This is a genomic window from Dactylosporangium sp. CA-052675, assembly GCF_050947935.1.
Classification (GTDB): domain Bacteria; phylum Actinomycetota; class Actinomycetes; order Mycobacteriales; family Micromonosporaceae; genus Dactylosporangium.
In genome coordinates this window covers 6,132,539-6,154,804 of record NZ_CP192010.1, presented here as the reverse complement: position 1 = coordinate 6,154,804, position 22,266 = coordinate 6,132,539, and the positions used below count along the sequence as shown (strand labels likewise).

The window sequence follows — 22,266 nt, the reverse complement described above, 5'->3', positions numbered from 1 at the left end:
GAAACACTACCGCCGGACGACGGCTCCCGAGAGGTTTCGGAGAGTGCCTGCACATGACCGCGACAAAGATCGTTCCGCCGCCGACGTCGGCCGAGACGGGGCGCGCCCAGCGCGGGCGGCAGCAGCTGGCGCAGGGCCGGTCCCTTCGCGGACCTGATGTGAAGAAACACGTCATCAACACCGTCGGCTCGATCGGGGTCGTCGCGCTGCTCGCCGGGCTCTGGGAGGGGTACAAGGCGCTGGGCCAGGCGGTCGGCGACGTCATCCCCGGAACCGGGGTCGGCTTCCCGGTGGCCACCGACGACCTGTCGATGCCGCACCTCTCGACGATCCTGCACTCGCTGATCGAGCCGGCCCGGCGCGGCGACTCGACGTCCCTGGCCGCGTACCTGATCGGCGAGACCACGGTGACGCTGCGCGAGGCCCTCTACGGCCTCGTCGCCGGCTCCGTGCTCGGCCTGCTGCTCGCGATCGTGTTCCTCAACGTGGTCCCGATCAGCAAGGGCCTGATGCCGTGGCTGGTGGCGTCGCAGACGGTGCCGCTGGTGGCGATCGCCCCGATGATCGTGATCTGGGGCGGCAAGGCCGGCGCCCCGCCCTGGATCGCCGTGACCGGCATCGCCGCCTACCTGGCGTTCTTCCCCGTCACGATCAACACGCTGCGCGGCCTGAAGTCACCGCAGAAGGTGCACCTGGAGCTCATGCACAGCGTCGGCGCCAAGCGTCGCCAGGTGCTGTGGTGGCTGCGCGTCCCGGCCTCGCTGCCCTTCGTGTTCGCCGGGCTCCGGCTGGCCGCGACGGCGAGCGTCGTGGGCGCGATCGTCGGCGAGCTGTCGGCCGGCACCGGCCGCGGCATCGGCCGGTCGATCCTCACCTTCGCCTACTACTACTCGAACGGCCCGGAGAAGCTCTACGCGGCCGTCCTCGTCTCCGCGGTCGCCGGCATCGTCTTCGTGCAGCTGCTGGGCCTGATCGAGCGATTCGCGCTCCGGCACCGCCATGCGTGAGCCGTGCGAGAAGCGCCAAAAGCCCATGGCTCGGACCGCGTCAGCGGCGGACCGTCGCTCCCGCCAGGAATCCCGGCGTCCGCGGTGGCAAGACCGCACCGAACCTTCGACATGTGCCTGGAGTAGCTGATGACTGAGCCCGCCATCATCTCCGTCCGCGGAGTCAACAAGGAGTTCAACAGCGGCGGCAAGCGCTCGGTGACCGCGCTTCAGAACATCGACCTGACGATCGAGCGCGGCGAGTTCGTGTCGCTGCTCGGCCCGAGCGGCTGCGGCAAGAGCACCCTGCTGCGCGTGCTGGCCGACCTCACCGAGCCGACCAGCGGCACGGTGACGCTCAACGGCAAGACGCCCCGCGCCGCCCGGACCGACCGCGACTACGGGATGGTCTTCCAGCAGGCCGGCCTGTTCGACTGGCGCAGCGTCCAGCGCAACGTGGAGCTGCCGCTGCAGGTCGCCGGGGCCGACAAGCAGGCCCGCCGGGCGAAGGCGCAGGAGATGCTGGAGCTCGTGCGGCTCTCCGAGTTCGCCAAGCACTTCCCGTGGCAGCTCTCCGGCGGCATGCAGCAGCGGGTGGCGATCGCCCGCGCGCTCTCCGCCGACCCGGCGATCCTGTTCATGGACGAGCCGCTGGGGGCGCTGGACGAGATGAACCGCGAGCGGCTGCAGGGCGAGCTGCTGCGGATCTGGGCCGACACCCGGACCACGGTCGTGTTCGTCACGCACAGCATCTCCGAGGCGGTCTTCCTGTCCTCGCGGATCGTCGTCATGTCGGCGCGCCCGGGCCGGATCGCCGCGAGCATCGACGTGGACCTGCCGTACCCGAGGACCTCGGCCACCCGTACCACCGAAGCGTTCTTCGCCAAGGTGACCGAGGCCCGCACGGCCCTGCACAGCGAGCTCGCCGAGCAGGCCGCCTGATGGCCGTCACCCAGGCCGTCCAGCCGTCCCGGCTGCGGGCCCAGCTCGGCCGCGTCCTGCCGGTCGTCGTCACCGCCGTGGTGATCCTCGGCGTGTGGCAGCTCGCCGTCATCCTCTTCGACGTCCCGTCGTTCATCCTCCCGACGCCGACCGCGATCCTGTCCGCGTTCGCCGGCCAGTTCGGCACGATCATGTCGGCCTCCCGGATCACCGTCGAGGCGGTCCTGCTCGGCCTGCTCATGGGCGTGGTCTGGGGCGTCGTGGTGGCGCTGGTGCTGAGCCGGTTCCCGAGCATGTCCGGGCCCGTGCTCACGGTCGCCGTCATCATCAACTGCGCCCCGATCGTGGCCCTGGCCCCGATCTTCAACAACTGGTTCGGCGTCACCAGCCTGGTCTCCAAGGCCGGCGTCGCCGCCGTGATGGTGTTCTTCCCCGTTCTGGTCAACACGACCCGGGGCCTGCTGCAGGTCTCACCCTTGCACCTGGAGCTCATGCAGTCGCTGGCGGCCAAGCCCCGACACGTGGCGCTGATGCTGCGACTGCCCAACGCGCTGCCCTTCCTGTTCAACGCGTTGAAGCTCGGCTCCACCCTCGCCGTCATCGGCGTGATCGTGACCGAGTACTTCGGCGGCCCGAGCAACGCACTCGGCGTCTACATCGCCTCGCAGGCGTCGCTGCCCCGGTTCGACTACGCCTGGGCCGGCATCCTCGTGGCGAGCGTGCTCGGCCTGGCCATGTTCGGCGTCGTGTCGCTGCTGGAGCGCCTGCTCATGCCCTGGCACTCCTCGCTGCACGACGAGAACCCGTAGGCGCCGCACCCCCCTCCGCAATACCCCCGAACTCTTCTCTGCTTTGGAGTCAGCATGTTCCTTCGTAGACGGCCGGGCCGGTTAGCAGCCGGTCTGAGCGCCCTCACCGCCACCGCGCTGCTCGCGACCGGCTGTGGCGGGATGTCCGACAGCGGCACGCAGGCCGCCTCCGACGCCGGCAAGGACTGCCAGTCGAAGACCAAGGTCCGCGTCGTGCTCCAGTGGGTCGCCCAGGCCCAGTTCGCCGGCTACTACGCGGCGAAGGACAAGGGCTTCTACGACGCGGCGTGCCTGGACGTGACCATCCAGGAGGGCGGCGTCAACATCGTCCCCCAGCAGGTCCTCTCGTCCGGCAACGCCGAGTTCGCGGTCAGCCACGTCACCAAGACGATGGCGACCCGCGAGCAGGGCGCGGACCTGGTCAACATCGGCCAGGTCTTCCAGCGCGGCGCGTACCTGCAGGTCGCCTGGGCCGACTCGGGCATCAAGACCCTCGCCGACCTCAAGGGCAAGAAGACCGGCAGCTGGGGCTACGGCAACGAGCTGGTGCAGTACGCGGCGATGCGCGGCGCGGGCGTCGAGCCGACCAAGGACACCCAGATCATCCAGCAGCCGTTCGACATGTCGCTGCTGCTCAAGCGCGAGGTCGACAGCGCGCAGGCGAAGACGTACAACGAGTACGCCCAGCTGCTGGAGACCAAGAACCCGAAGACCGGCAAGCTGTACCAGCCGTCGGACTTCACCGCGATCAGCCTGCAGGACGCCGGCTACACCAGCCTCGAGGACGGCATCTACGCCCGCGGGGACTGGCTCAAGGACCAGGCCAACCAGGACACCGCGGTGAAGTTCCTCAAGGCGTCGTACCAGGGCTGGGCCGCCTGCCGCGACGACCTCAAGGGCTGCGTCGACATCGTGCTCAACCACGGCAGCGCACTGGGCACCGGTCACCAGACCTGGATGCTCACCGAGGTCAACAAGCTGATCTGGCCCTCGCCGAACGGCATCGGGGCGATGGACCAGAAGTCGTGGGACTCCACCATCGACATCGCGATCAAGGGCGGCGTGCTCAAGAGCAAGCCGGACGGCACCGCGTTCCGCACCGACCTGTCCGACAAGGCCCGCGAGGAGCTCAAGGCGGCGGGCGTGGACGTCACGGGCAGCTCCTACAAGCCCGAGACGCCGACGATCACCGAGGGCGGCAAGTAGCCGCTCGGGGTGCCGGACGGGGCACGATCTCGTCCGGCATCCCGGTGGCCCGCCGCGCCTGCCAGGATGGCATCGAAAGAATTGCCGCTGACGATGGCAAGCGGATAACGGGAGGAACTCGATGGCATCTGGTGAAGCCGGGCTGGTCCGGCGCACCATCTGGCTGCTGCGCGCGGTGGCCGCCCACCCCGAGGGCGTCGGCCTCAGCGAGGTCGCGCGCGAGGCGGGCATTCCGAAGGCGACCTGCTACCGGGTGCTGACCGTGCTCGAGCGGGAGAGCTGGCTGACCCTCGACCCGGTGACGCGGCGGTACCGCGTGTCCCTGGGCCTGCTGTCCATCGTGGGCGGCCTGCTCGACGGCGGCGGCGCCTACGGCCACATGCGTGACGTCCTGCGCGGCCTGGCGGGGGAGACGCGGGAGACGGCGGGCTTCGACGTCCTGCTCGCCCCCAAGGTGATGGTGGTGGCCCAGGTGCCGGGACCCTCGCTCATCGGCCAGACCCTCAAGCCCGTGCCGCGGACCCAGCCCGTGTGGGCCACGTCCACCGGCAAGGTGCTGCTGGCCGCGCTCGACCCGGCCGAGGTCCGCGCCGACTTCGCCGAGGAGTTCGCCGCGTCCGCCCCGCCCGAGGTCGGCGACCTGGACACGTTCATGGGCTCGCTGGCGGCGGTCCGCGACCGCGGGTTCGCGTTCGCCTACGACGAGCTCGAGGTCGGCGCGGCCTCCGTGGCCGCGCCGGTGCGAATCCGGGGCACCACGCCGTACGCGGTCTGGATCGGTGGCCCCACCTACCGGCTCACCCGCGACCGCATCCCCGACGTGGCGGAGTCGGTCATGAAGGCCGCCCGGCAACTCAGCGAGCTGCTCAGCAATACCGACATCGAGCTGCCCAGTGGGCTAGGCCGGCTGTAGCGCCGGCGACGGACCGGACCGGGGACGACCGGCCGGTGGAGGAGGAAACAATGGCCGCATTTGACGAGGCGCTGGCCGCGGCGACGGCGACGGCCGGCCGGGTGCCGAAGGGCCTGTACATCGACGGCGAGTGGCGGGCGGCCCGGGGCGGCAAGGCCCTGGCGGTCGAGGACCCGGCGACCGGCTCGGTGATCGCGGAGGTCGCCGACGCATCCGTCGCCGACGCGCTCGACGCCCTGGCCGCCGCCGACCGGGCCCAGCACGCCTGGGCGGCCACGGCACCGCGCGAGCGCGGCGAGGTGCTGCGCCGGGCGTTCGAGCTGATGGTGGCCCGCCGCGACGACCTGGCCGGGCTGATGACCCTGGAGATGGGCAAGGCCTTCGCCGAGTCGCAGGCCGAGGTCAGCTACGCGGCGGAGTTCTTGCGGTGGTTCGCCGAGGAGGCCGTCCGCATCGACGGCGGCTACCTGCCGGCCCCGGCCGGCGGCTCCCGGGTGCTGCTCATGCGCCAGCCGGTCGGCCCGTGCCTGCTCATCACCCCGTGGAACTTCCCGATGGCGATGGGCACCCGCAAGATCGGCCCCGCGCTCGCGGCCGGCTGCACGGTCGTGGTGAAGCCGGCCAAGCAGACCCCGCTGTCGATGCTGGCGCTGGTGGCGATCCTCGAGGAGGCCGGCGTCCCGCGGGGTGTGGTCAACGTGTTCACCACGGCCCGCTCGGGCGAGGCCAGCTCGGCGCTGCTGGACGACCCGCGGCTGCGCAAGGTGTCGTTCACCGGCTCGACCGAGGTGGGCCGGACCCTGCTGGGCCAGGCCGCCCAGCGGGTGCTGCGCACGTCCATGGAGCTCGGTGGCAACGCGCCGTTCCTGGTCTTCGACGACGCCGATCTCGAGCTCGCCGTCGAGGGGGCCGTCCAGGCCAAGATGCGCAACGTCGGCGAGGCCTGTACCGCCGCCAACCGCTTCTACGTCCAGCGCTCCGTCGCGGAGCAGTTCGTCAGCGGCCTGGCCGAGCGCCTGGGCCGCCTGCGCGTCGGCCACGGCCTCGACCCCGCGACCGAGGTGGGCCCGCTCATCGACGGCAACGCCGTGCGGTCGGTCGGCGAGCTGGTCGCCGACGCGACCGCGGCCGGCGCCCGGGTCGTGACCGGGGGAGCGGCGCTCGACGGCGACGGGCACTTCTTCGCCCCGACGGTCCTGGCCGACGTGCCCGGCGACGCCCGGACCGTCCGCGAGGAGATCTTCGGCCCGGTGGCCCCGATCGTGCTCTTCGACGCCGAGGACGAGGCGGTCGGCCTGGCCAACGCCTCGGAGTACGGCCTCGCCTCCTACGTCTTCACCGAGAACCTCGCCCGCGGCCTGCGCGTCAGCGAACGCCTCGAGAGCGGCATGGTCGGGCTCAACCAGGGCGTCATCTCCAACCCGGCGGCGCCGTTCGGCGGGGTGAAGCAGTCCGGCCTCGGCCGCGAGGGCGGCCGGGTCGGCATCGACGAGTACCTGAACATCAAGTACACGGCCGTCCGGGCGAGCTGGTGACCGGCTTCGTCCTGGCCGGCGTCCAGTGGGAACCGGTGCTCGGTGACGTCGAGGGCAACCTCGCGGCCTCGTCGGCCTGGATCCGGCGGGCCGCGGCCGAGGGGGCCAGGCTCGTCGTGCTGCCCGAGGCGTCCTCGGCCGGCTACGTGTTCGCGGACCGGGCGGAGGCGGCGCAGTACGCGGAGCCGGTACCCGGCGGCCCGACGAGCACCGGCTGGGCCGCGCTCGCGGCGGAGCTGGGGATCTGGATCGTCGGCGGCCTGACCGAGCTCGACGGGGACCGGGTCTACAACTCGGCGGTGGTGCTCGGCCCGGACGGCCACCTGGGCACGTACCGCAAGGCCCATCTGTGGAACGACGAGAAACGCATCTACGACCCGAACACGGCCGGCTTCCCGGTGTTCGACACCGCGCTGGGGCGCATCGGCGTCGGCATCTGTTACGACGCCTGGTTCCCCGAGACGTTCCGCAGCGTGGCCGTACAGGGCGCGGATCTGCTCGTGCTGCCGTCGAACTGGGTGCCCGTGCCCGGCCAGCCCGACACCGGGCCGGCGATGGCGCACCTGATGTGCATGACGGGCGCGCACAGCAACCAGTTCTTCGTCGCCGGCGTCAGCCGGATCGGCGTCGAGCGCGGGCAGGAGTTCGTCGGGCGGTCCGTGCTCGTGGGCCCCGACGGCTGGCCGCTGGCCGGGCCCGCGAGCCGCGACCGCGAAGAGCTGGTGCTGGCCGAGGTCGACCTCGTCGGCACCCGCCGTGAGCGCCGGGAGAACCCGTTCAACCAGCCCCTGGCCGACCGGCGGACCGACCTCTACTCGAGCTGAGCTTCGAGTCCTCGCGACTCTTGACAGCCCCCCACAGTGTCTACAGTATTTGAACCGACGGTTCGTTGAATGAACCACAAGGGAGTGATCGTGATCAGGGTCCGGAAGATCGTTCGCCACCTCGAGGAGACCTGGCTCGAGAACGGTCAGGACGTGCAGCCCCGCCACCGCGTCGCGTTCGTCGGGGTCGTCATCGAGAACCCGTACCCCAGCGAGTACGTGCAGGATCTGGTGACCCTCGCCGACGAGCTGGGCGAGGAGATCGGCAGCCTCATCGGGCCGGCCTGCGTCGAGCTGCTGGGCGACGAGGTCGAGGCCTTCGGCAAGGCGGCGCTCGTCGGCATCGACGGGGAGCTCGAGCACGGCTCGGCGCTCATTCACAACCTGCGGTTCGGCAACATGTTCCGCAACGCGGCCGGCGGCACCGAGCTGCTCCCGGCGGCCGAGAAGGTCGGGCTCACCGGCAGCCCGATCGACATCCCGCTCAAGCACAAGCTGGACTCGAAGACCCGCTCGCACCACCAGACGGTGACGCTGCAGGTCGCCGACGTCCCGCGGCCCCGCGAGATCTTCGTGATCGTCGCCGCGGCCAACGCCGGCCGCCCGCTCGCCCGCCTCGCCACGTTCGGCGCCGAGGTCAAGGCCGGCGCATGACCATCACCGAGCACCAGATCGACACCGAGGCCTGGACCGCCGAGCGGGTGAAGGCGGCCGACAAGGAGTACGTCATCCACTCCTGGTCGGTGCAGGGCTCGCTCGACCCGATCCCGGTCGCCGGCGGCTCGGGCTCGTGGTTCTGGGACTACGACGGCCGCAAGTACCTGGACTTCCAGTCGCAGCTCGTCAACCTCAACCTGGGCCACCAGCACCCCCGCCTCGTCGAGGCGATCCGCGCCCAGGCCGAGGAGCTGTGCTACATCGGCCCCGGGTTCGCGGAGCGCTCGCGGGCCGAGCTCGCCGAGATGATCGCGCACCTGACCCCGGGCGACCTGAAGATGAGCTTCTTCACCACCGGCGGCGCGGCGGCCAACGAGAACGCGGTGCGGCTCGCCCGCCACGTGACCGGCCGGCACAAGATCGTCGCGCGGTACCGCTCGTACCACGGCGCCACCGCCGGTGCGATGTCGCTCACCGGCGACCCGCGCCGGTGGGCCGCGGAGCCGGGCATCAGCGGCGTGGTGCGGATGCTCGACCCGTACACGTACCGCTGCCCGGCCGGGCACCCCGACCCGTGCCCGGTCTGCTCGGGCGGGCCGCACCTCGAGGAGATCCTGCAGTACGAGAACCCCGAGACCGTCGCCGCCGTCATCGTCGAGCCGGTCACCGGGACCAACGGCCTGATCTACCCGCCGGACGGGTACCTGCGGTCGCTGCGCGAGGTCTGCGACCGGTACGGCATCATCCTGATCTTCGACGAGGTCATGGCCGGCTTCGGCCGCACCGGCGAGTGGTTCGCCTGCAACCACTGGAACGTCACGCCCGACATCCTCATCACCGCCAAGGGCCTGAACTCGGGCTACGTCCCGCTCGGCGCGATGACGGTGAACGAGCGGATCTCCGAGTGGCTGCGGACGAACATGTTCTGGGGCGGCATGACCTACGCCGGTCACCCCCTCGCCTGCGCGTCCGGCGTGGCCTCGCTGCGGATCATGCAGGACGAGGGCGTCGTCGACAACTCCCGGGCGATGGGCGAGCGCCTCGGCGCCGGCCTGGCCCAGCTGGCCGAGCGGCACCCGAGCATCGGCGACATCCGCGGCCGCGGCCTCTTCTACGGCGTCGAGCTGGTGAAGAACCGCGCGACCAAGGAGCCGCTCGTCCCGTTCAACGCCAAGGGACCCACGGCCGCCCCGGTGGGCAGGCTGCTCAAGGCGGCGATGGAGCGGGGCGTGTACCTCACCGCCAACTTCAACGTCCTGCGCCTCACGCCGCCGCTGGTCATCAACGCCGCCGAGATCGACCTGGCGCTCGGCGTGCTCGACGAGGTCCTCGCCCTCGCCGACGAGCACTACCAGGGCTGAGCTGGGGAGATTGCCATGGGATCGACACTGATTCGCGGCGGTACGGTCGTCAACGCCGACGCGGCCATCCGCGCCGACGTGCTCGTGCGCGACGGCCGGATCGTCGCGCTCGGTATCGGTTCGGACTGGACCGCCGACACGGTCATCGACGCGACCGGCATGCTCGTCATCCCGGGCGGGATCGACGCGCACACGCACCTGGAGTACCCGATCGACGGGTTCACCACCAGGACGGCCGACGACTTCCACACCGGGACCGTCGCCGCCGCGCACGGCGGCACCACGACGATCCTGGACTTCGTCAAGAAGGAGCCGGACCGGTCGCTGTACGACACGTACCTGCGCCGCCGCGACGCGGCCCTGGAGCGCTCGGTCGTCGACTTCGGTCTGCACGCCATCGTCCCGCCCCGCGTCCAGCAGCCCGACGTGCTCGACGACCTGCGCCGCCTCGCCGGCGAGGGGGCGGCCAGCTGGAAGTTCTTCATGGCCTACCCCGGCACCCAGATGGTCGACGACGGCGAGCTGCTCGAGGGCTTCGACCTCGCCCGCGAGCTCGGCGTGCTGCCGATGGTGCACGCCGAGAACGGGCACATGGTGGCCCGCGAGACCCAGCTGCTCATCGACCGCGGCGACACGGCCGAGCACTTCCACGCGACCGCCCACGGCCACGACTCCGAGGCCGAGGCCGTGCACCGCGCGATCGTGCTCGCCGAGTCCGTCGGGGCGCCGCTGTACGTCGTGCACGTCTCCAGCGCCGCCGCGGCCGACGAGATCAGCCGGGCCCGGGCGGACGGCCGCCGGGTGTGGGCGGAGACCTGCCCGCAGTACCTGCAGGTCGCCTACGAGGACTACGAGGGCCTGGGCGAGAAGGCCGCCGCCTACCTGTGCTCCCCGCCGATCCGCGAGCGCAGCAACCAGGAAGGCCTGTGGAAGGCGCTCGTCACCGGCGCGGTGGCGACGGTCGCGACCGACCACGCGGGCTTCTGCCTGCACCAGCCCGACGACCTGCCCCCGCAGAAACTGCGCAGCCCCGGCTACTTCCCGAAGGTCCCCAACGGGGTGCCCGGCATCGAGGACCGGCTCATGGTGCTCTGGGAGGGCGGCGTGGCGAGCGGCCGCTTCGACGCCTGCCGCTTCGTCGACCTGGTCTCGACCCGGCCGGCCAAGCTCTTCGGCCTGTTCCCCCGCAAGGGGATCGTCGCCGTCGGGGCCGACGCCGACCTGGTCGTGTGGGACCCGAAGGCCGACCACGTCATCACGACCGAGGGCACCCACATGCGCACCGACTACAACCTCTACGACGGGATGCGGGTGACCGGCAAGCCGGTCCACGTCTTCTCCCGCGGCGACCACCTCGTCGACGCGTCGGGCTCGTTCTCCGGCAGTGCGGGCCGGGGCCAGTTCGCCGACCGCGGCGCGCCGAACCTCTTCTGAACGGAGCCTCACCACGATGAAAATCCCTCTTGGCATCCACGTCGGCGAGCGGCTCAGCCTCGAGCAGACCTACTGGCAGGCCGAGTTCGCCGACCAGAACGGCTTCGAGTCGGTCTGGGTCGCCGAGGGGCGCCTCGCCCGCGACGGCATCGTGCCGGCCGCGATCATCGCGAGCAGGACCCGCAACGTGAAGATCGGCACCGGCGTCGTCAACAACAAGAGCCGCAACGCCGCGCTCATGGCGGTCACCTTCAAGACCCTCGACGAGGTCGCGCCCGGCCGCGCGATCCTGGGCATCGGCGCCTGGTGGGAGCCGCTGGCCACCAAGGTCGGGCAGCCCCTCGTCAAGCCGATCGCGTCGATGCGTGAGTACATCACCGTCCTGCAGGCGTTCTTCCGCAACGAGCTCGTCGACTTCGAGGGCGACTTCGTGCAGATGCGCGGCGTGCGGTTCGACAGCATGTACCGCGAGAACAAGCCCGTCGACATCCCCATCTACATCGGCGCCGTCGGCCCGAAGATGCTCGAGCTCGCCGGTGAGATCAGCGACGGCGTGCACATGGACTTCCTGCTGCCGCCGTCGTACCTCGTCGGCGCGAACGCCGCCATCGGGCGCGGCCTGGCCAAGCGCACCGACGGCAAGACGTCGATCGACCTCACCCAGATCGTCTCGTGCAGCATCAACGACGACGACCCGCAGGAGGCCATCGACGCCTGCAAGGCCTTCCTGACGCTGTACCTGTGCCAGCAGCCCCACATCGCCGAGCACTGCGGCGTCGAGCGCGAGCTGGTCGACCGGCTGCAGGAGATCGCCGGCTGGCCCGCGACCCCCGAGGACATCAAGCGCGCGATGCGGCTCGTCCCCAACAGCCTGGTCCAGAACGTGACCGCCTGCGGCTCGACGGACGACGCGTTCGAGAAGCTGATGGCGTACCACGAGGCCGGCGTCCGCAGCCCGATCATCTCGACGCTGGGCGACAAGGAGCAGACCCTCACCCGGCTCGCGCAGGCGGCCAAGGCATGAGCGTCACCACGATCGCCGTCATCGGCGGGACCGGTCCCCAGGGCCGCGGCCTGGCCTACCGCCTGGCTCGCGCCGGACACACCGTCGTGCTCGGCTCCCGGGACGCTTCGCGGGCCTCGTCGGCCGCGGTGGAGCTGGGGCACGAGCTCGAGATCGGATCCGTGGAGTCGCGCCGGGTGGCCGGGGGCATCACCGGTGCGTCCAACCTCGACGCGGCCGCCTCCGCCCCCGTCGTGCTGCTCGCCGTGCCCTACGACGGGCACACCGAGCTGGTGTCGTCGCTGGCCGGTGCCCTGGCCGGGAAGATCGTCATCAGCTGCGTCAACCCGCTGGGCTTCGACAAGCAGGGCCCGTTCGGCCTCGACGTCGCCGCGGGCAGCGCCGCTGAGGAGGCCGCGTCCCTGGCCGGCGGCGCCACGGTGGTGGGCGCGTTCCACCACCTCTCGGCCCCGCTGCTGCTGGACCCGGACGCGGACCTGAGCCACGAGGACGTCCTGGTGTGCGGCGACGACCGCGAGGCCAAGGAGCTCGTCATGGGCCTGGCCGCCGACGTGACCGGCGGCCGGGGCGTCGACGCGGGTCGGCTGCGGCTGGCCCGTCAGCTGGAACCGCTGACCGCCGTGCTCATCTCGGTGAACAAGCGGTACAAGACCCGTTCCGGGGTGTCCATCACCGGCCTGACCCAGGCCTTGCACGAGAGGGTCCCAGCGTGAAACTCGCCGCACTGCAACTGCGGGCCTCCGACGACCGCAAGGAGACGATCGGCCGCGCCGCCGACCTGATCGACGACGCCGCCGGCCAGGGCGCCCGGATCCTGCTGCTGCCGGAGCTCTTCGCGGTGCCGTTCGTGCAGCCGGAGCCGGACCTCGACTACTTCGAGCTGGCCGAGCGCCTGGACGGCCCCTCGAACGAGATGGCCGCCGAGCGCTCGCGGCAGCACAACATGACCATCGTCTCGTCGATCTTCGAGGCCGCCGACGTGCCGGGCGTGTACTACAACACGGCCTGCACCTACGTGGCCGGCGAGCTCAAGTCGGTGTACCGCAAGTCGCACCTGCCGTTCTCCAACGGCTTCCCGGAGAAGTTCTACTTCCAGCCCGGCGGCTCGGAGCCCGAGGTCGTCGACACCGGCGAGACCGGCGTGGGCACCATCATCTGCTACGAGCGCCACTTCCCGGAGCTGAGCCGCATCGTGGCCCTGCGCGGCGGCTCGGTGCTCTGCGTGCCGGTCGCCTCGGCCAGCGCCCCCATGCGCGAGGTCTTCCAGCTGGAGCTGCGCGCGCACGCGGTGTTCAACGGCCTGTTCGTGATCTGCTCGAACCGGGTCGGCCAGGAGGGCGTCAAGGACTACTTCGGCCTCAGCGCGGTCTACGGCCCGGACGGCGACGTGCTGGCCCAGGCGGCGGACGGCGCGGACGGGCTGGCGGTCGCGGAGGTGGACCTGAGCCTGATCGACCGCACCCGGCGCAAGCGGCCCTTCCTGCGGGATCGGCGGCCCGAGCTGTATTCCCGCCTGACGAAGATGGGCCCGACGGCCTGACCCCAAGCCGGTGCGGCGCATGCGATGTCGTGCCTCATCGCATGCGCCGTGCCGCTCCACCCGCCGGCCCCTGCCGGGCACGTGTACTGCTGCTCCCGGCGGCGCGGCCGCTGCTCGTCGCCGGCGACCGCGTTGCGAGGCGCCGCCGACGCGCTGCCGGGTGATCGGCGCCAGGGGGCCAAGCGGTCCAGCGATCGACGTCAACCCTTGACCGCCCCGGCGGTGAGCCCCTCGGTCAGGTAGCGCTGCCCGAATGCGTACATGACGACGACCGGGATGCTGACGAGCAGCGACGCGGCCGCGAGCTGGCCCTGCGGCACCACGTCGCCGATGATCATCGACTGCATGCCGACGGGCAGCGTCTTGTACTCGTCCTTGGTGATGAACACGAGGGCGAACAGGAACTCGTTCCAGGCGTTGGTCAGGGTGAACATCGCGACCGCCAGCAGCCCCGGCCGGGCCAGGGGCAGCACGACGCGCCGCAGCGCCTGGACGCGGGTGCAGCCGTCGACGAGCGCGGCCTCCTCCAGCTCGACCGGGATCGACGAGAAGTAGCCGGTCAGCAACCATGTGGCGAACGGCAGCGTGAACGTCGGATACGTCACCACCAGCGACCACAGCGAGTCGGTCAGCCGCATCCGGATCAGCAGCTGGTACAGCGGGATGAACAGCAGCGCCCCGGGCATCACGTAGGTGAGCAGCACCGTCACGGTGAACCCTTGCGCGCCGCGGAACCGCAGGCGGGCCAGCGCATACCCGGCCAGGGCCGCACAGACCAGCGCCACCGCGGTGGAGGCCACGGACACGAGCACCGTGTTGAGGTACCAGCGGCCGAACGGCTTCGTGGTGAACAGGTCGCCGAACTGCTCCAGGGTCCACGGCGTCGGCCACAGGTCGTGCACCCGCATGACGATCTGGCCCTCGGACTTGAAGGCGGTCACCGCGATCCAGTACAGCGGGGCCAGCACGAACACCAGCAGCGCGGCCAGCGCCAGATCGGACCCGAGCCGCGAGACCACGGCCGAGGCCCGGCGCCGGCCCCGGGCCTGCAACGCCGAGGTCACCCGGCCGACCCCCGCCGCGATCAGCGCGATCACGCCGAGCACCACCGCGGCCTTCCAGAAGATGTGCGGCGACGCCCAGGCCAGCAGGCCCGTGACCACTGCCGCCACGACCCACGGCACCGCCCTGCGCACCGCCCTGCGCACCGCCGTGGGCCGTCCGAGGGGCGCGGCGTCGGCGTCCCGGCGCAGCAACCGGACCAGGACGAACACCAGCGCGCCGATGACCGGCAGCATCACCAGCGTCACCGCCGCGCCCGCCCCGTACTGCAGCTGCAGGATCGCCTTCGAGTAGGCCACCAGCACGTACGGGGCGGTCGCGTCGCCCGGGCCGCCCTGGGTCAGCAGCCAGATCAGGTCGAAGTTGTTGAACGTCCAGATCGACGACAGCGTCACCGTCACCGTGATCACGTGGCGCAGGCCGGGCAGCGTCACGTGCGCGAACCGCTGCCACGCCGAGGCGCCGTCGACGGTCGCCGCCTCGTAGCGGTCGGCCGGGATGGCCTTGAGCCCGGCCAGGAACGCGATGGTGAAGAACGGCACGCCCTTCCACACGTTGACGAGGATCACCGACGGCATCGCCAGGGCCGGGTCGGACAGCCATCCGGCGGGCCACTCGTCGACCAGGTGCACCGCGGCCAGCAGCGGGCCGATGCCCGAGTCGGTGAGCAGGATGTTGACGCTGCCGAAGATCGGGTCGAGCAGGGAGCGCCAGCTGAACGCCGTCACCACGGTCGGCACCACCCACGGCAGCAGGAGCAGGCCGGCCAGGACCGCCCGCCCGCGCCGCCGGCGGTGCAGCAGCAGGGCCGCGGCCAGGCCGAGCACGACCTTGAACACCTCGGCGTACGCGGTGAAGACGAAGGAGTTCGTCACGCCGGTGCGGAACTGCTCGTCGCCGGCGAGGGCGAGGTAGTTGTCCAGGCCGACGAAGACGCTGCCCGAGCCGTGCCGTTCGGTGGTGCTCGTGACGATCGACCGGGCGATCGGCAGGAGCACGAGCGCACCGACCAGGACCGCCGTCGGCGCGAGGAACAGCGCCGCCAGCCGCCAGTCGCGGCCGAGGCGCCGCTGGGCCGCGGTGAGGGAGCCGGGCCCCGGCGGCGCGGACTCCCGCCGCGCCGGGGCGGTGCGGACCGTGGTCACTGCGGCAGGCCCTGCTGGTTGAAAATCTGCACCATCTTCGTGTGCGCGGCCTGCACCGCCTGGGCCGGCGCCGTGCCCTGGATGACCTGCTGCATCATGTCCGTCAGCACGTACGCGCCGACGGCCGCCTGCTGCCCGGCACTGGCCTGCTGCGGGAAGTTCAGGCCGTTCTTCGTGGACAGCGGCAGTGTCTGCTGGGTGATCTTGCGCATGATCGGGAACGCCGGGTCACCGCTGGTGAAGAACGGGTCGGCGTCCCAGACCTTCTCCCAGGCCGGCAGCGCGAGGCCGGGGGCCTCCTTCGCCACGCCGACCAGGGCCGGGGCGCTGACCAGGTACTGAGCCAGGAGCTTGGCCAGGGCGGTGTTCTTGGCCCCCTTGAACACCACGAACCCCTGGGACTGGCCGAGCAGCAGCGGCTTGTCGGTGGCCGGGCCGGTGCAGTCGGCGAAGACGTGGGTGTTGTCGTAGACGGGGTTCTTCTTCGTCTTGGAGTCGGCGTAGACGCTGAACTGGTTGCGGGTGTAGCCGAGGATGCCGGCCAGCCAGTTCTCGTTGTTGCTGGAGTCGGTCCAGGCGGCCACCCCGGGCGGCAGCATCGGCTTGTACTTCGGGTTGGTGTAGATGTCGCCGAGGAACGTCACCGCCTGCACGGTCTCGGGGGAGTTGAACGTGACCTTCCGGCCGTCGTTGGAGGCGATCGACCCGCCGTAGGCGTTGATCAGCGCCTCGATCATGCCGTTGGCGTCCCCGGACCGGTTCACCGTCATGCCCCAGCCGAACCGGCGCTTGCCCGGGTCGGAGATCGCCAGGCACAGGTCCCGCAGCTCCTCCCAGCTGTACACCTCCTTGGGGGAGATGCCCTTGTCCCGCATCCAGTCCTTGCGCAGGAACGAGCCGATGCCGATGAAGTGGTACGGAATGGCGAACCATTTGCCGTCGAAGACGCAGAAGTTCTTGGACTCCGCGGTGGGCTCGCCGTAGATGGCGGTCAGGGCGCGCACGACGTCCGACACGTCCTCGAGGTCGCCCAGCGCCTGGAACTGGGCGACGAACCGCGAGTCGGTCATGAACGCCAGGTCGCGGGCGGTGCCGCCCTTCACGTCGGCGTCGATCTTGGCCACCACGTCGCCGGCGTCGGCCTGGACCAGGCTGTTGCCGATCGTCGTGCCGGTGGCGTCGGCGAACTTCTTGATCGAGCTGTTCAGGGCCGCGTTCGCCGCCTCCGAGTACAGCTTCTGCGACAGCATGCCCATCGACGTGCCCTTGAGCGATGCCGCCGCGTCGAGCAGCTCCTTCGGCACCTCGGCCGGCGCCGGTGGGGCCGGCGTCGTGCTGCCGCCGCACGCGGCCAGGCCGGCCGCGCCGAGCACGCCCGCCCCCATTGCCAGAACGCTGCGCCGGGTCCATAGCGGATGGTCTCCCATGGCCGTTCGCCTCCTCCACGTTTCGAAACTCTCGGGGGCATTTTCGATATGTTTCGGATGTGTGCCGAACGGTATGACGACGAAATGTCGGCGGTCAATACCCGAATTCAGCCGGCGTATTCGTGAATGCATTTGTCGCAGCGAGCATCGGCGCATGTGCCGAGGCGATGCGCTGTTCGAAATCTCGAACACGGTTCGATATTTCGGTTCAGGTGCTCGCGACCATAGAGGACCGAGTGAGCAGTGTCAATGCGCTTGCCGGTCGCGGTACCCGAGCCGGGTCGACAGCTCCGCGGCCCCGTCGCGCACCAGCCGCGTCCAGTCCGCGTGCGTCGCGGGCGTCCAGCGCATGATCGGCGCCGAGATGCTCATCGCGGCGACGGTCGCCCCCGTGTGGTCGCGGACCGGTGCGCCCACGCAGCGCACCGCGCCGTCGGACTCGCCGTTGTCGACCGCCACGCCCGCGGCCCGGATCTCGTCGAGCTCGGCCCGCAGCCGGCGGGGGTCGGTGATGCTGTCCGGGGTCATGCCGGGCAGCCGGGCCGGCAGCCGGGCGTCGAGCTCGGCCGGGTCGAGGCTCGACAGCAGCATCTTGCCCACCGCCGTGCAGTGCGCCGGCAGCCTCCGGCCGACCGCGGACACCATCCGGACGGGATGGGTGCTGTCGGCCTTCACCAGGTAGATCACGTCGGCCCCGTCGAGCACCGCGGCGTGCACGGCCTCGTGCGAGGCGGCGGCGAGGCGCTGGGCCACCTCCTGCGCCTCCCGCATGAGGTCCAGCCGCTCGGCGAACGCCGCGCCGAGCTGGAACGGCGGCATCCCGAGCCGGTAGCGGACCGGCTGGCCCGGCACGGAGACCAGGTAGGAGCGGGCGACGAGCGTGACGAGCAGCTCGTGGACCGTGGTGCGCGGCAGGCCGAGGCGCTCGGTGATCTCGCGGGCCGAGAGCTCGGGGCGATCCAGGAACAGTTCGAGAATGTCGAGGGCGCGGGTGACCGCCGGTACCACGCGGGGCATGTGATCGTCCTTTCGCAGCGTTTGCGTCCGGACATTGTGTCGGCCGCGACTTGTATGACGCGGCCCGACGGCCCCCCGGGTCGTGACGCGGCAGCCGGCGGTCGGCACCCGGCGGCCCCGGCCACCGTGAGCGCGGCGGCCGTGCGGCATCGTGGTGCAACGCCGCCGTGTAGTGCCATTTCGGCAAAGGTGTTATGCATTCCGGGTCGCGGAGGTCGTGCTTCGCGTCCTTTGGAAAGTTACATTCGACGGCGCCTGAGTATGACTGGCGGACGTGGATGTCGACTTGAACGAAGTCCGTATCTCTGGCACCGTCGGGCCGGCGCTGTTAGCGCTAACATCATCGTCTTCTGGAGGGCCCATGAAGCCTCTGCATCGACTGGTGACGGGGGTGGCGCTGGCCGCCGCGCTCGTGGCGGCCGCGACGATCCTGACGACCGGTCCCGTGGGCGCGGAGTCCAACGGGGGCGTGCGGGTCATGCCGCTCGGCGACTCGATCACCGAAGGCACGCAGGTGCCGGGCGGCTACCGGATCGGCCTGTGGCAACGGGTGAACGCCGGCGGCTACCGAGTCGACTTCGTCGGCTCGCAGTTCAACGGTCCGGCCGCCCTCGGTGACCACGACCACGAGGGCCACCCCGGCTGGCGCATCGACCAGATCGACGCCAACATCGCCGGCTGGCTGCGCACGTCCGACCCGCACACGGTGCTGCTGCACATCGGCACCAACGACGTGCTGCAGAACTACAACCTCGGCGGCGCCCCCGGCCGGCTGTCGACGCTCATCGATCACATCACGGCCGGGGCGCCCACCGCCGAAGTCTTCGTCGCCACGATCATCCCGCTCGCCAACTCCGGCCAGGAAACGGCCGCCCGGGCGTTCAACGCCACGATCCCCGGCATCGTGCAGAGCAAGGCCGGCGCCGGCAAGCACGTCCACCTGGTCGACATGCACGCCGCCCTGACCGCCGCCGACCTCATCGACGGCATCCACCCCACCGCCGGCGGCTACGACAAGATGGCCGCCACCTGGTACACCGCGCTGCGCTCCGTGCCGGGCAGCATCGGCAGCACCGCGAGCTCGACCTCCTCGCCGTCCGCGTCCGCATCGGCGTCCGCGTCCCCGTCCGCATCCGCGTCGAGCGGCGGCGGCAAGGCGTGCACCGCGACCTACGCGGTCACGGGGCAGTGGCAGGGCGGGTTCCAGGCCGCGGTCACGGTGACCGCCGGTTCGGCGCCGATCACGTCGTGGACGGTCACGTGGCAGTTCACGGGCGGCGAGTCGGTGTCGCAGGCGTGGAACGCGACGGTCACCATGTCCGGCGCCGCGGTCACGGCCCGCAACGTCAGTTACAACGGCGTGCTCGGCGCCGCCGCGAGCACCCAGTTCGGCTTCCTCGGCGCCGTCAGCGGCAGCCCCGGCGCGCCCGCCCTGCGCTGCACCGCCGCCTGAACACGAAGGACGCATCCATGCGACGTATCTCCCGGCTCCTGCTCGCCGCGGCGGTCACACTCGCCGCCGGGCTCACGGCTCTGGCGCCCCTCTTTGTCAAGCGGCGTGTGAGTTCGGTGTTCTAGGGTGGTGGTCGGCGGGTCCGGGAAGTGACTGTTCCGAAGTGTTGACCTCGGGGTTTGGGTCAGCCGCGCTGGATTGCAGAGTCGCCCCCGGTTGTCCTCCCGGGCCCGTCTCCAGCCGCTGGATATCGCCGAGCATGCGCCGGTAGACGACGTCGGACAGGCGCCGTTTCAGCGCCCGGATGGCTTCCATCGCGGTCTTGCCTTCGGCGAGGCGACGGCGGTAGTAGGCGCGGCCGAGCGTGTCGTGGCGGAGCTGGACGATGGCCATGATGTGCAGGACGCGGTTGATGCGCCGGTTCCCGGCCCGGGACAGGCGGTGGCGTTGCTGATCCCCGGACGAGGCGTCCAGGGGTGCGGTGCCGTTCCAGGACGCGAAATGGGCGCGGCTGGTGAAGCGGCGGATATCACCGATGTCGCCGAGCAGGCGGGCCGCGCCGGACGGGCCGATGCCGTTGAGTTCGAGCAGGCTGCTGCCGCTGTCGTTGACCAGCTCGGTCAGTTCCTGCTTCGCCGCTTTGATCTTCTTGTCGACCTGGACCAGTTCACCGACCAGTTCGGACGCCAGCCGGCGGCGGGTTCGCCCGACGAGGTCACGCGGCCGGATGGTGGCCAGCAGTGCTCGGGCCTGATCGGCGGACAGGAACGTCTTGGCTCCGCCGGGCAGCAGTTCCAGCAGAAGCTTGTGGATGCGGTTGACCAGGTCGGTCCGGGCCCGGCCGAGCTCGTCGCGGCGGTCCACGAGCAGCCGCAACACCACCGTCTCGTCGTCGGCGACAATGTGCCGCAATCCCTTGGTGCGCAACGCTGCCACGGCCACACTGTGCGCGTCGACCGGGTCGGTCTTGCGGCCGTTGCCGGTGGCGAACACCCTGGCCCGGGCGGACAGTTTCGGGGGCACGTCCACCACGGTCTCGCCGTCAGCGACGAGCCGCTGCGCGATGTGCCGGCCGATGCCGTTGCAGCCTTCCACCGCCCAGAGCCGTTCCGGATGCCGCCGGCCGAGAGCAAGCATCGCACGATAGCCGTCCCGGTCGGTGCCGAACCGATCACCCGCCAAGACCGTTTCCCGATCGTCGATGATCTCGATCGTCGCCGACCGTTTGTGCGGGTCCATCCCGATGATGACGCGTCCCACGCGTTCCTCCTCGCTGTGACCGAACCGGGGTTCAGCGGGAGGGCAGCGCTACTTTGAGCTGGGCAGTCCCCTCTGGAGCCACTCCACGCCGCGGTGACCGGCAGGGTGCATGCCAGATGAGAGCCACGCCCCAACCACAGACGGGCAGCCGCTGAATGCGAGCGACCCCACCGATCACCTCGACCAAGCCTGGCCGGGCTGCGGTCGTAGATCCAGTAAATAAGTAGCTGCTGCCCGGCTCACCCGCGCTCGCCGCCGGGATGACCCAGGTGACCGGCTTCGGCAACAACCCGACGAACCTCGGCATGTACATCTACGTCCCGGCCCGGCCGGCGTCGCGCCCGGCGCTGCTGGTGCTCGTGCACTATTGCGGCGGCTCGGCGAGCGGCATCTTCAACGGCAACGGGCACGACTACGTGACCGCCGCCGACCGGTACGGGTACATCATCGTCCTGCCGGAGGCGACCCGCGACGGGCACTGCTTCGACGTGTCCACCCCGGCCGCGCTGAAGCGCAACGGCGGCGGCGACTCCACCGGCATCATGTCGATGGTCGCCTACGCCCGCTCGCACTACCCGATCGACGCGGCCCGGATCGTCGTCTCCGGCTTCTCCTCCGGGGCGATGATGACCAACGTCCTGGCCGCGCAGTACCCGGACGTGTTCGCCGCCGCCTCGGCGTTCTCCGGCGTCCCGGCCGGCTGCTTCGCCACCACCAACGGGTCGCTGTGGAACAGCCAGTGCTCCGGCGGCACGATCAGCAAGACGGCGCAGCAGTGGGGCGACCAGGCCCGGGCCATGTATCCGGGCTACACCGGCCGCTACCCGCGGATGCAGCTGTGGCACGGGACCACCGACACCACCCTCGCCTACCCGAACTTCGGCGAGGAGCTCAAACAGTGGACCAACCTCGCCGGGCTGAGCCAGACCCCGGCGTTCACCGACCATCCGCAGTCGAGCTGGACCCGGACCCGGTACGGGAACACGGGCACCCAGGCGACCGTCGAGGGGATCAGCATCGCCGGCGTCGGCCATCAGTTGCCCATGTCCGGGCAGCTCGCCTACGCCATCGCCTTCCTGGGGCTCGACGGCGCGAGCGGCCCGCCGCCCTCGTCGACCCCGCCGGTGTCGAGCCCGCCGGTGTCATCGCCGCCGGTCTCGTCGCCACCGCCGTCCGCAGGCACCGGCGCCTGCCGGGTCGCCGACACCATCAGCGCCTGGAACAACGGACTGACCAGCTCGATCACCATCACCAACACCGGCTCGACGACCATCAGCCACTGGTCGCTGGCCTTCACCCTCCCCGGCGGGCAAACCATCACCGGCGGCTGGAACGCCACCTACAGCCCGTCCAGCGGCCAGGTCACGGCCACCGATGCCGGCTACAACGCCGTCCTGGCCCCCGGTGCCTCCACGGATATCGGCTTCCAGGCCACCCACACCGGCAACACCGCCAAGCCGTCCGGGTTCACCCTCAACGGCGCCACCTGCACCACCGCGTAAGCCCCACCCGGGGAACGGCACTGCGGCGCAGCCCGGCGCCGCAGTGCCGGTCACGGACGGCGCGTATTCATGCGGCCGGCGCAGCGGGCGACGGTGACGCCGCGAGCGAGTCGGTGTGCCGTCTCGCGCACCGGCCCGCCACCGGGCAAGACAGCGGTGCGGTGGGGAT

Annotated in this window: 19 protein-coding genes; 15 read left to right on the top strand and 4 right to left on the bottom strand. The window is 70.9% G+C overall.

The window, feature by feature from the left end:
- The first annotated feature begins 53 nt into the window (after positions 1-53).
- The 13 genes from ACQP1P_RS27470 to ACQP1P_RS27410 all read left to right on the top strand — a co-directional run bounded on the left by ACQP1P_RS27470 (position 54) and on the right by ACQP1P_RS27410 (position 13,231).
- Positions 54-1,007, top strand: a complete 954-nt coding sequence (locus ACQP1P_RS27470) for an ABC transporter permease (protein ID WP_433074494.1) — start codon at positions 54-56, stop codon at positions 1,005-1,007.
- A 129-nt stretch (positions 1,008-1,136) separates the two neighbouring features.
- Positions 1,137-1,928, top strand: a complete 792-nt coding sequence (locus ACQP1P_RS27465) for an ABC transporter ATP-binding protein (RefSeq protein WP_433074491.1) — start codon at positions 1,137-1,139, stop codon at positions 1,926-1,928.
- Positions 1,928-2,737 (top strand): ABC transporter permease, encoded by an 810-nt coding sequence (locus ACQP1P_RS27460; protein ID WP_433074488.1) that lies wholly within the window; start codon positions 1,928-1,930, stop codon positions 2,735-2,737. The genes ACQP1P_RS27465 and ACQP1P_RS27460 overlap by 1 nt, the downstream gene beginning before the upstream one ends.
- 54 nt (positions 2,738-2,791) lie before the next feature.
- The gene (locus tag ACQP1P_RS27455) at positions 2,792-3,943 is read left to right on the top strand and encodes an ABC transporter substrate-binding protein (RefSeq protein ID WP_433074485.1); all 1,152 of its coding nucleotides are present in this window, start codon (positions 2,792-2,794) and stop codon (positions 3,941-3,943) included.
- Positions 3,944-4,064: 121 nt separating this feature from the next.
- Positions 4,065-4,856: an IclR family transcriptional regulator gene (locus ACQP1P_RS27450; RefSeq protein ID WP_433074482.1), complete on the top strand. Its 792-nt coding sequence runs from the start codon at positions 4,065-4,067 to the stop codon at positions 4,854-4,856.
- Between the two features lie 50 nt (positions 4,857-4,906).
- Positions 4,907-6,391: an NAD-dependent succinate-semialdehyde dehydrogenase gene (locus ACQP1P_RS27445; RefSeq protein WP_433074479.1), complete on the top strand. Its 1,485-nt coding sequence runs from the start codon at positions 4,907-4,909 to the stop codon at positions 6,389-6,391.
- On the top strand, positions 6,388-7,215 hold the full coding sequence (locus tag ACQP1P_RS27440; RefSeq protein WP_433074476.1) for a nitrilase family protein: 828 nt from the start codon (positions 6,388-6,390) through the stop codon (positions 7,213-7,215). Before ACQP1P_RS27445 ends, ACQP1P_RS27440 begins: the two co-directional genes overlap by 4 nt.
- Positions 7,216-7,305: 90 nt before the next feature.
- Positions 7,306-7,869: an amino acid synthesis family protein gene (locus ACQP1P_RS27435; protein WP_344513343.1), complete on the top strand. Its 564-nt coding sequence runs from the start codon at positions 7,306-7,308 to the stop codon at positions 7,867-7,869.
- Positions 7,866-9,233, top strand: a complete 1,368-nt coding sequence (locus tag ACQP1P_RS27430; protein ID WP_433074472.1) for an aminotransferase class III-fold pyridoxal phosphate-dependent enzyme — start codon at positions 7,866-7,868, stop codon at positions 9,231-9,233. The genes ACQP1P_RS27435 and ACQP1P_RS27430 overlap by 4 nt, the downstream gene beginning before the upstream one ends.
- A 15-nt stretch (positions 9,234-9,248) precedes the next feature.
- Positions 9,249-10,667 carry a dihydropyrimidinase gene (hydA, locus tag ACQP1P_RS27425; RefSeq protein WP_433074469.1) on the top strand — a complete coding sequence of 473 codons (1,419 nt, stop codon included), beginning with the start codon at positions 9,249-9,251 and terminating at the stop codon, positions 10,665-10,667.
- A 16-nt stretch (positions 10,668-10,683) separates the two neighbouring features.
- The gene (locus ACQP1P_RS27420; RefSeq protein WP_433074466.1) at positions 10,684-11,691 is read left to right on the top strand and encodes an LLM class flavin-dependent oxidoreductase; all 1,008 of its coding nucleotides are present in this window, start codon (positions 10,684-10,686) and stop codon (positions 11,689-11,691) included.
- A complete protein-coding gene (gene npdG, locus ACQP1P_RS27415; protein ID WP_433074464.1) occupies positions 11,688-12,404 on the top strand; it encodes an NADPH-dependent F420 reductase in 717 nt (238 codons plus the stop codon). Before ACQP1P_RS27420 ends, npdG begins: the two co-directional genes overlap by 4 nt.
- Positions 12,401-13,231 carry a nitrilase-related carbon-nitrogen hydrolase gene (locus tag ACQP1P_RS27410; RefSeq protein ID WP_433074461.1) on the top strand — a complete coding sequence of 277 codons (831 nt, stop codon included), beginning with the start codon at positions 12,401-12,403 and terminating at the stop codon, positions 13,229-13,231. The genes npdG and ACQP1P_RS27410 overlap by 4 nt, the downstream gene beginning before the upstream one ends.
- 200 nt (positions 13,232-13,431) lie before the next feature.
- Here ACQP1P_RS27410 and ACQP1P_RS27405 read toward each other — a convergent pair whose 3' ends face one another.
- The 3 genes from ACQP1P_RS27405 to ACQP1P_RS27395 form a co-directional block, all read right to left on the bottom strand.
- Positions 13,432-15,438, bottom strand: a complete 2,007-nt coding sequence (locus tag ACQP1P_RS27405) for an ABC transporter permease subunit (RefSeq protein ID WP_433074458.1) — start codon at positions 15,436-15,438, stop codon at positions 13,432-13,434.
- Positions 15,435-16,823: an extracellular solute-binding protein gene (locus ACQP1P_RS27400; protein WP_433074455.1), complete on the bottom strand. Its 1,389-nt coding sequence runs from the start codon at positions 16,821-16,823 to the stop codon at positions 15,435-15,437. The genes ACQP1P_RS27405 and ACQP1P_RS27400 overlap by 4 nt, the downstream gene beginning before the upstream one ends.
- A 288-nt stretch (positions 16,824-17,111) precedes the next feature.
- A complete protein-coding gene (locus tag ACQP1P_RS27395) occupies positions 17,112-17,882 on the bottom strand; it encodes an IclR family transcriptional regulator (protein WP_433074452.1) in 771 nt (256 codons plus the stop codon).
- Between the two features lie 361 nt (positions 17,883-18,243).
- On the opposite strand from ACQP1P_RS27395, the gene ACQP1P_RS27390 reads away from it, so the two are divergent.
- Positions 18,244-19,335 (top strand): cellulose binding domain-containing protein, encoded by a 1,092-nt coding sequence (locus tag ACQP1P_RS27390; protein ID WP_433074449.1) that lies wholly within the window; start codon positions 18,244-18,246, stop codon positions 19,333-19,335.
- A 96-nt stretch (positions 19,336-19,431) separates the two neighbouring features.
- Here the strand turns inward: ACQP1P_RS27390 and ACQP1P_RS27385 are convergent, their stop codons facing one another.
- Positions 19,432-20,595 (bottom strand): IS110 family transposase, encoded by a 1,164-nt coding sequence (locus ACQP1P_RS27385; protein WP_433074446.1) that lies wholly within the window; start codon positions 20,593-20,595, stop codon positions 19,432-19,434.
- Positions 20,596-20,855: 260 nt separating this feature from the next.
- Here ACQP1P_RS27385 and ACQP1P_RS27380 point away from each other — a divergent pair, with 260 nt between their 5' ends.
- Complete coding sequence (locus tag ACQP1P_RS27380; protein WP_433074443.1) at positions 20,856-22,097, top strand: extracellular catalytic domain type 1 short-chain-length polyhydroxyalkanoate depolymerase; 1,242 nt, start codon at positions 20,856-20,858, stop codon at positions 22,095-22,097.
- Positions 22,098-22,266 lie beyond the last annotated feature (169 nt).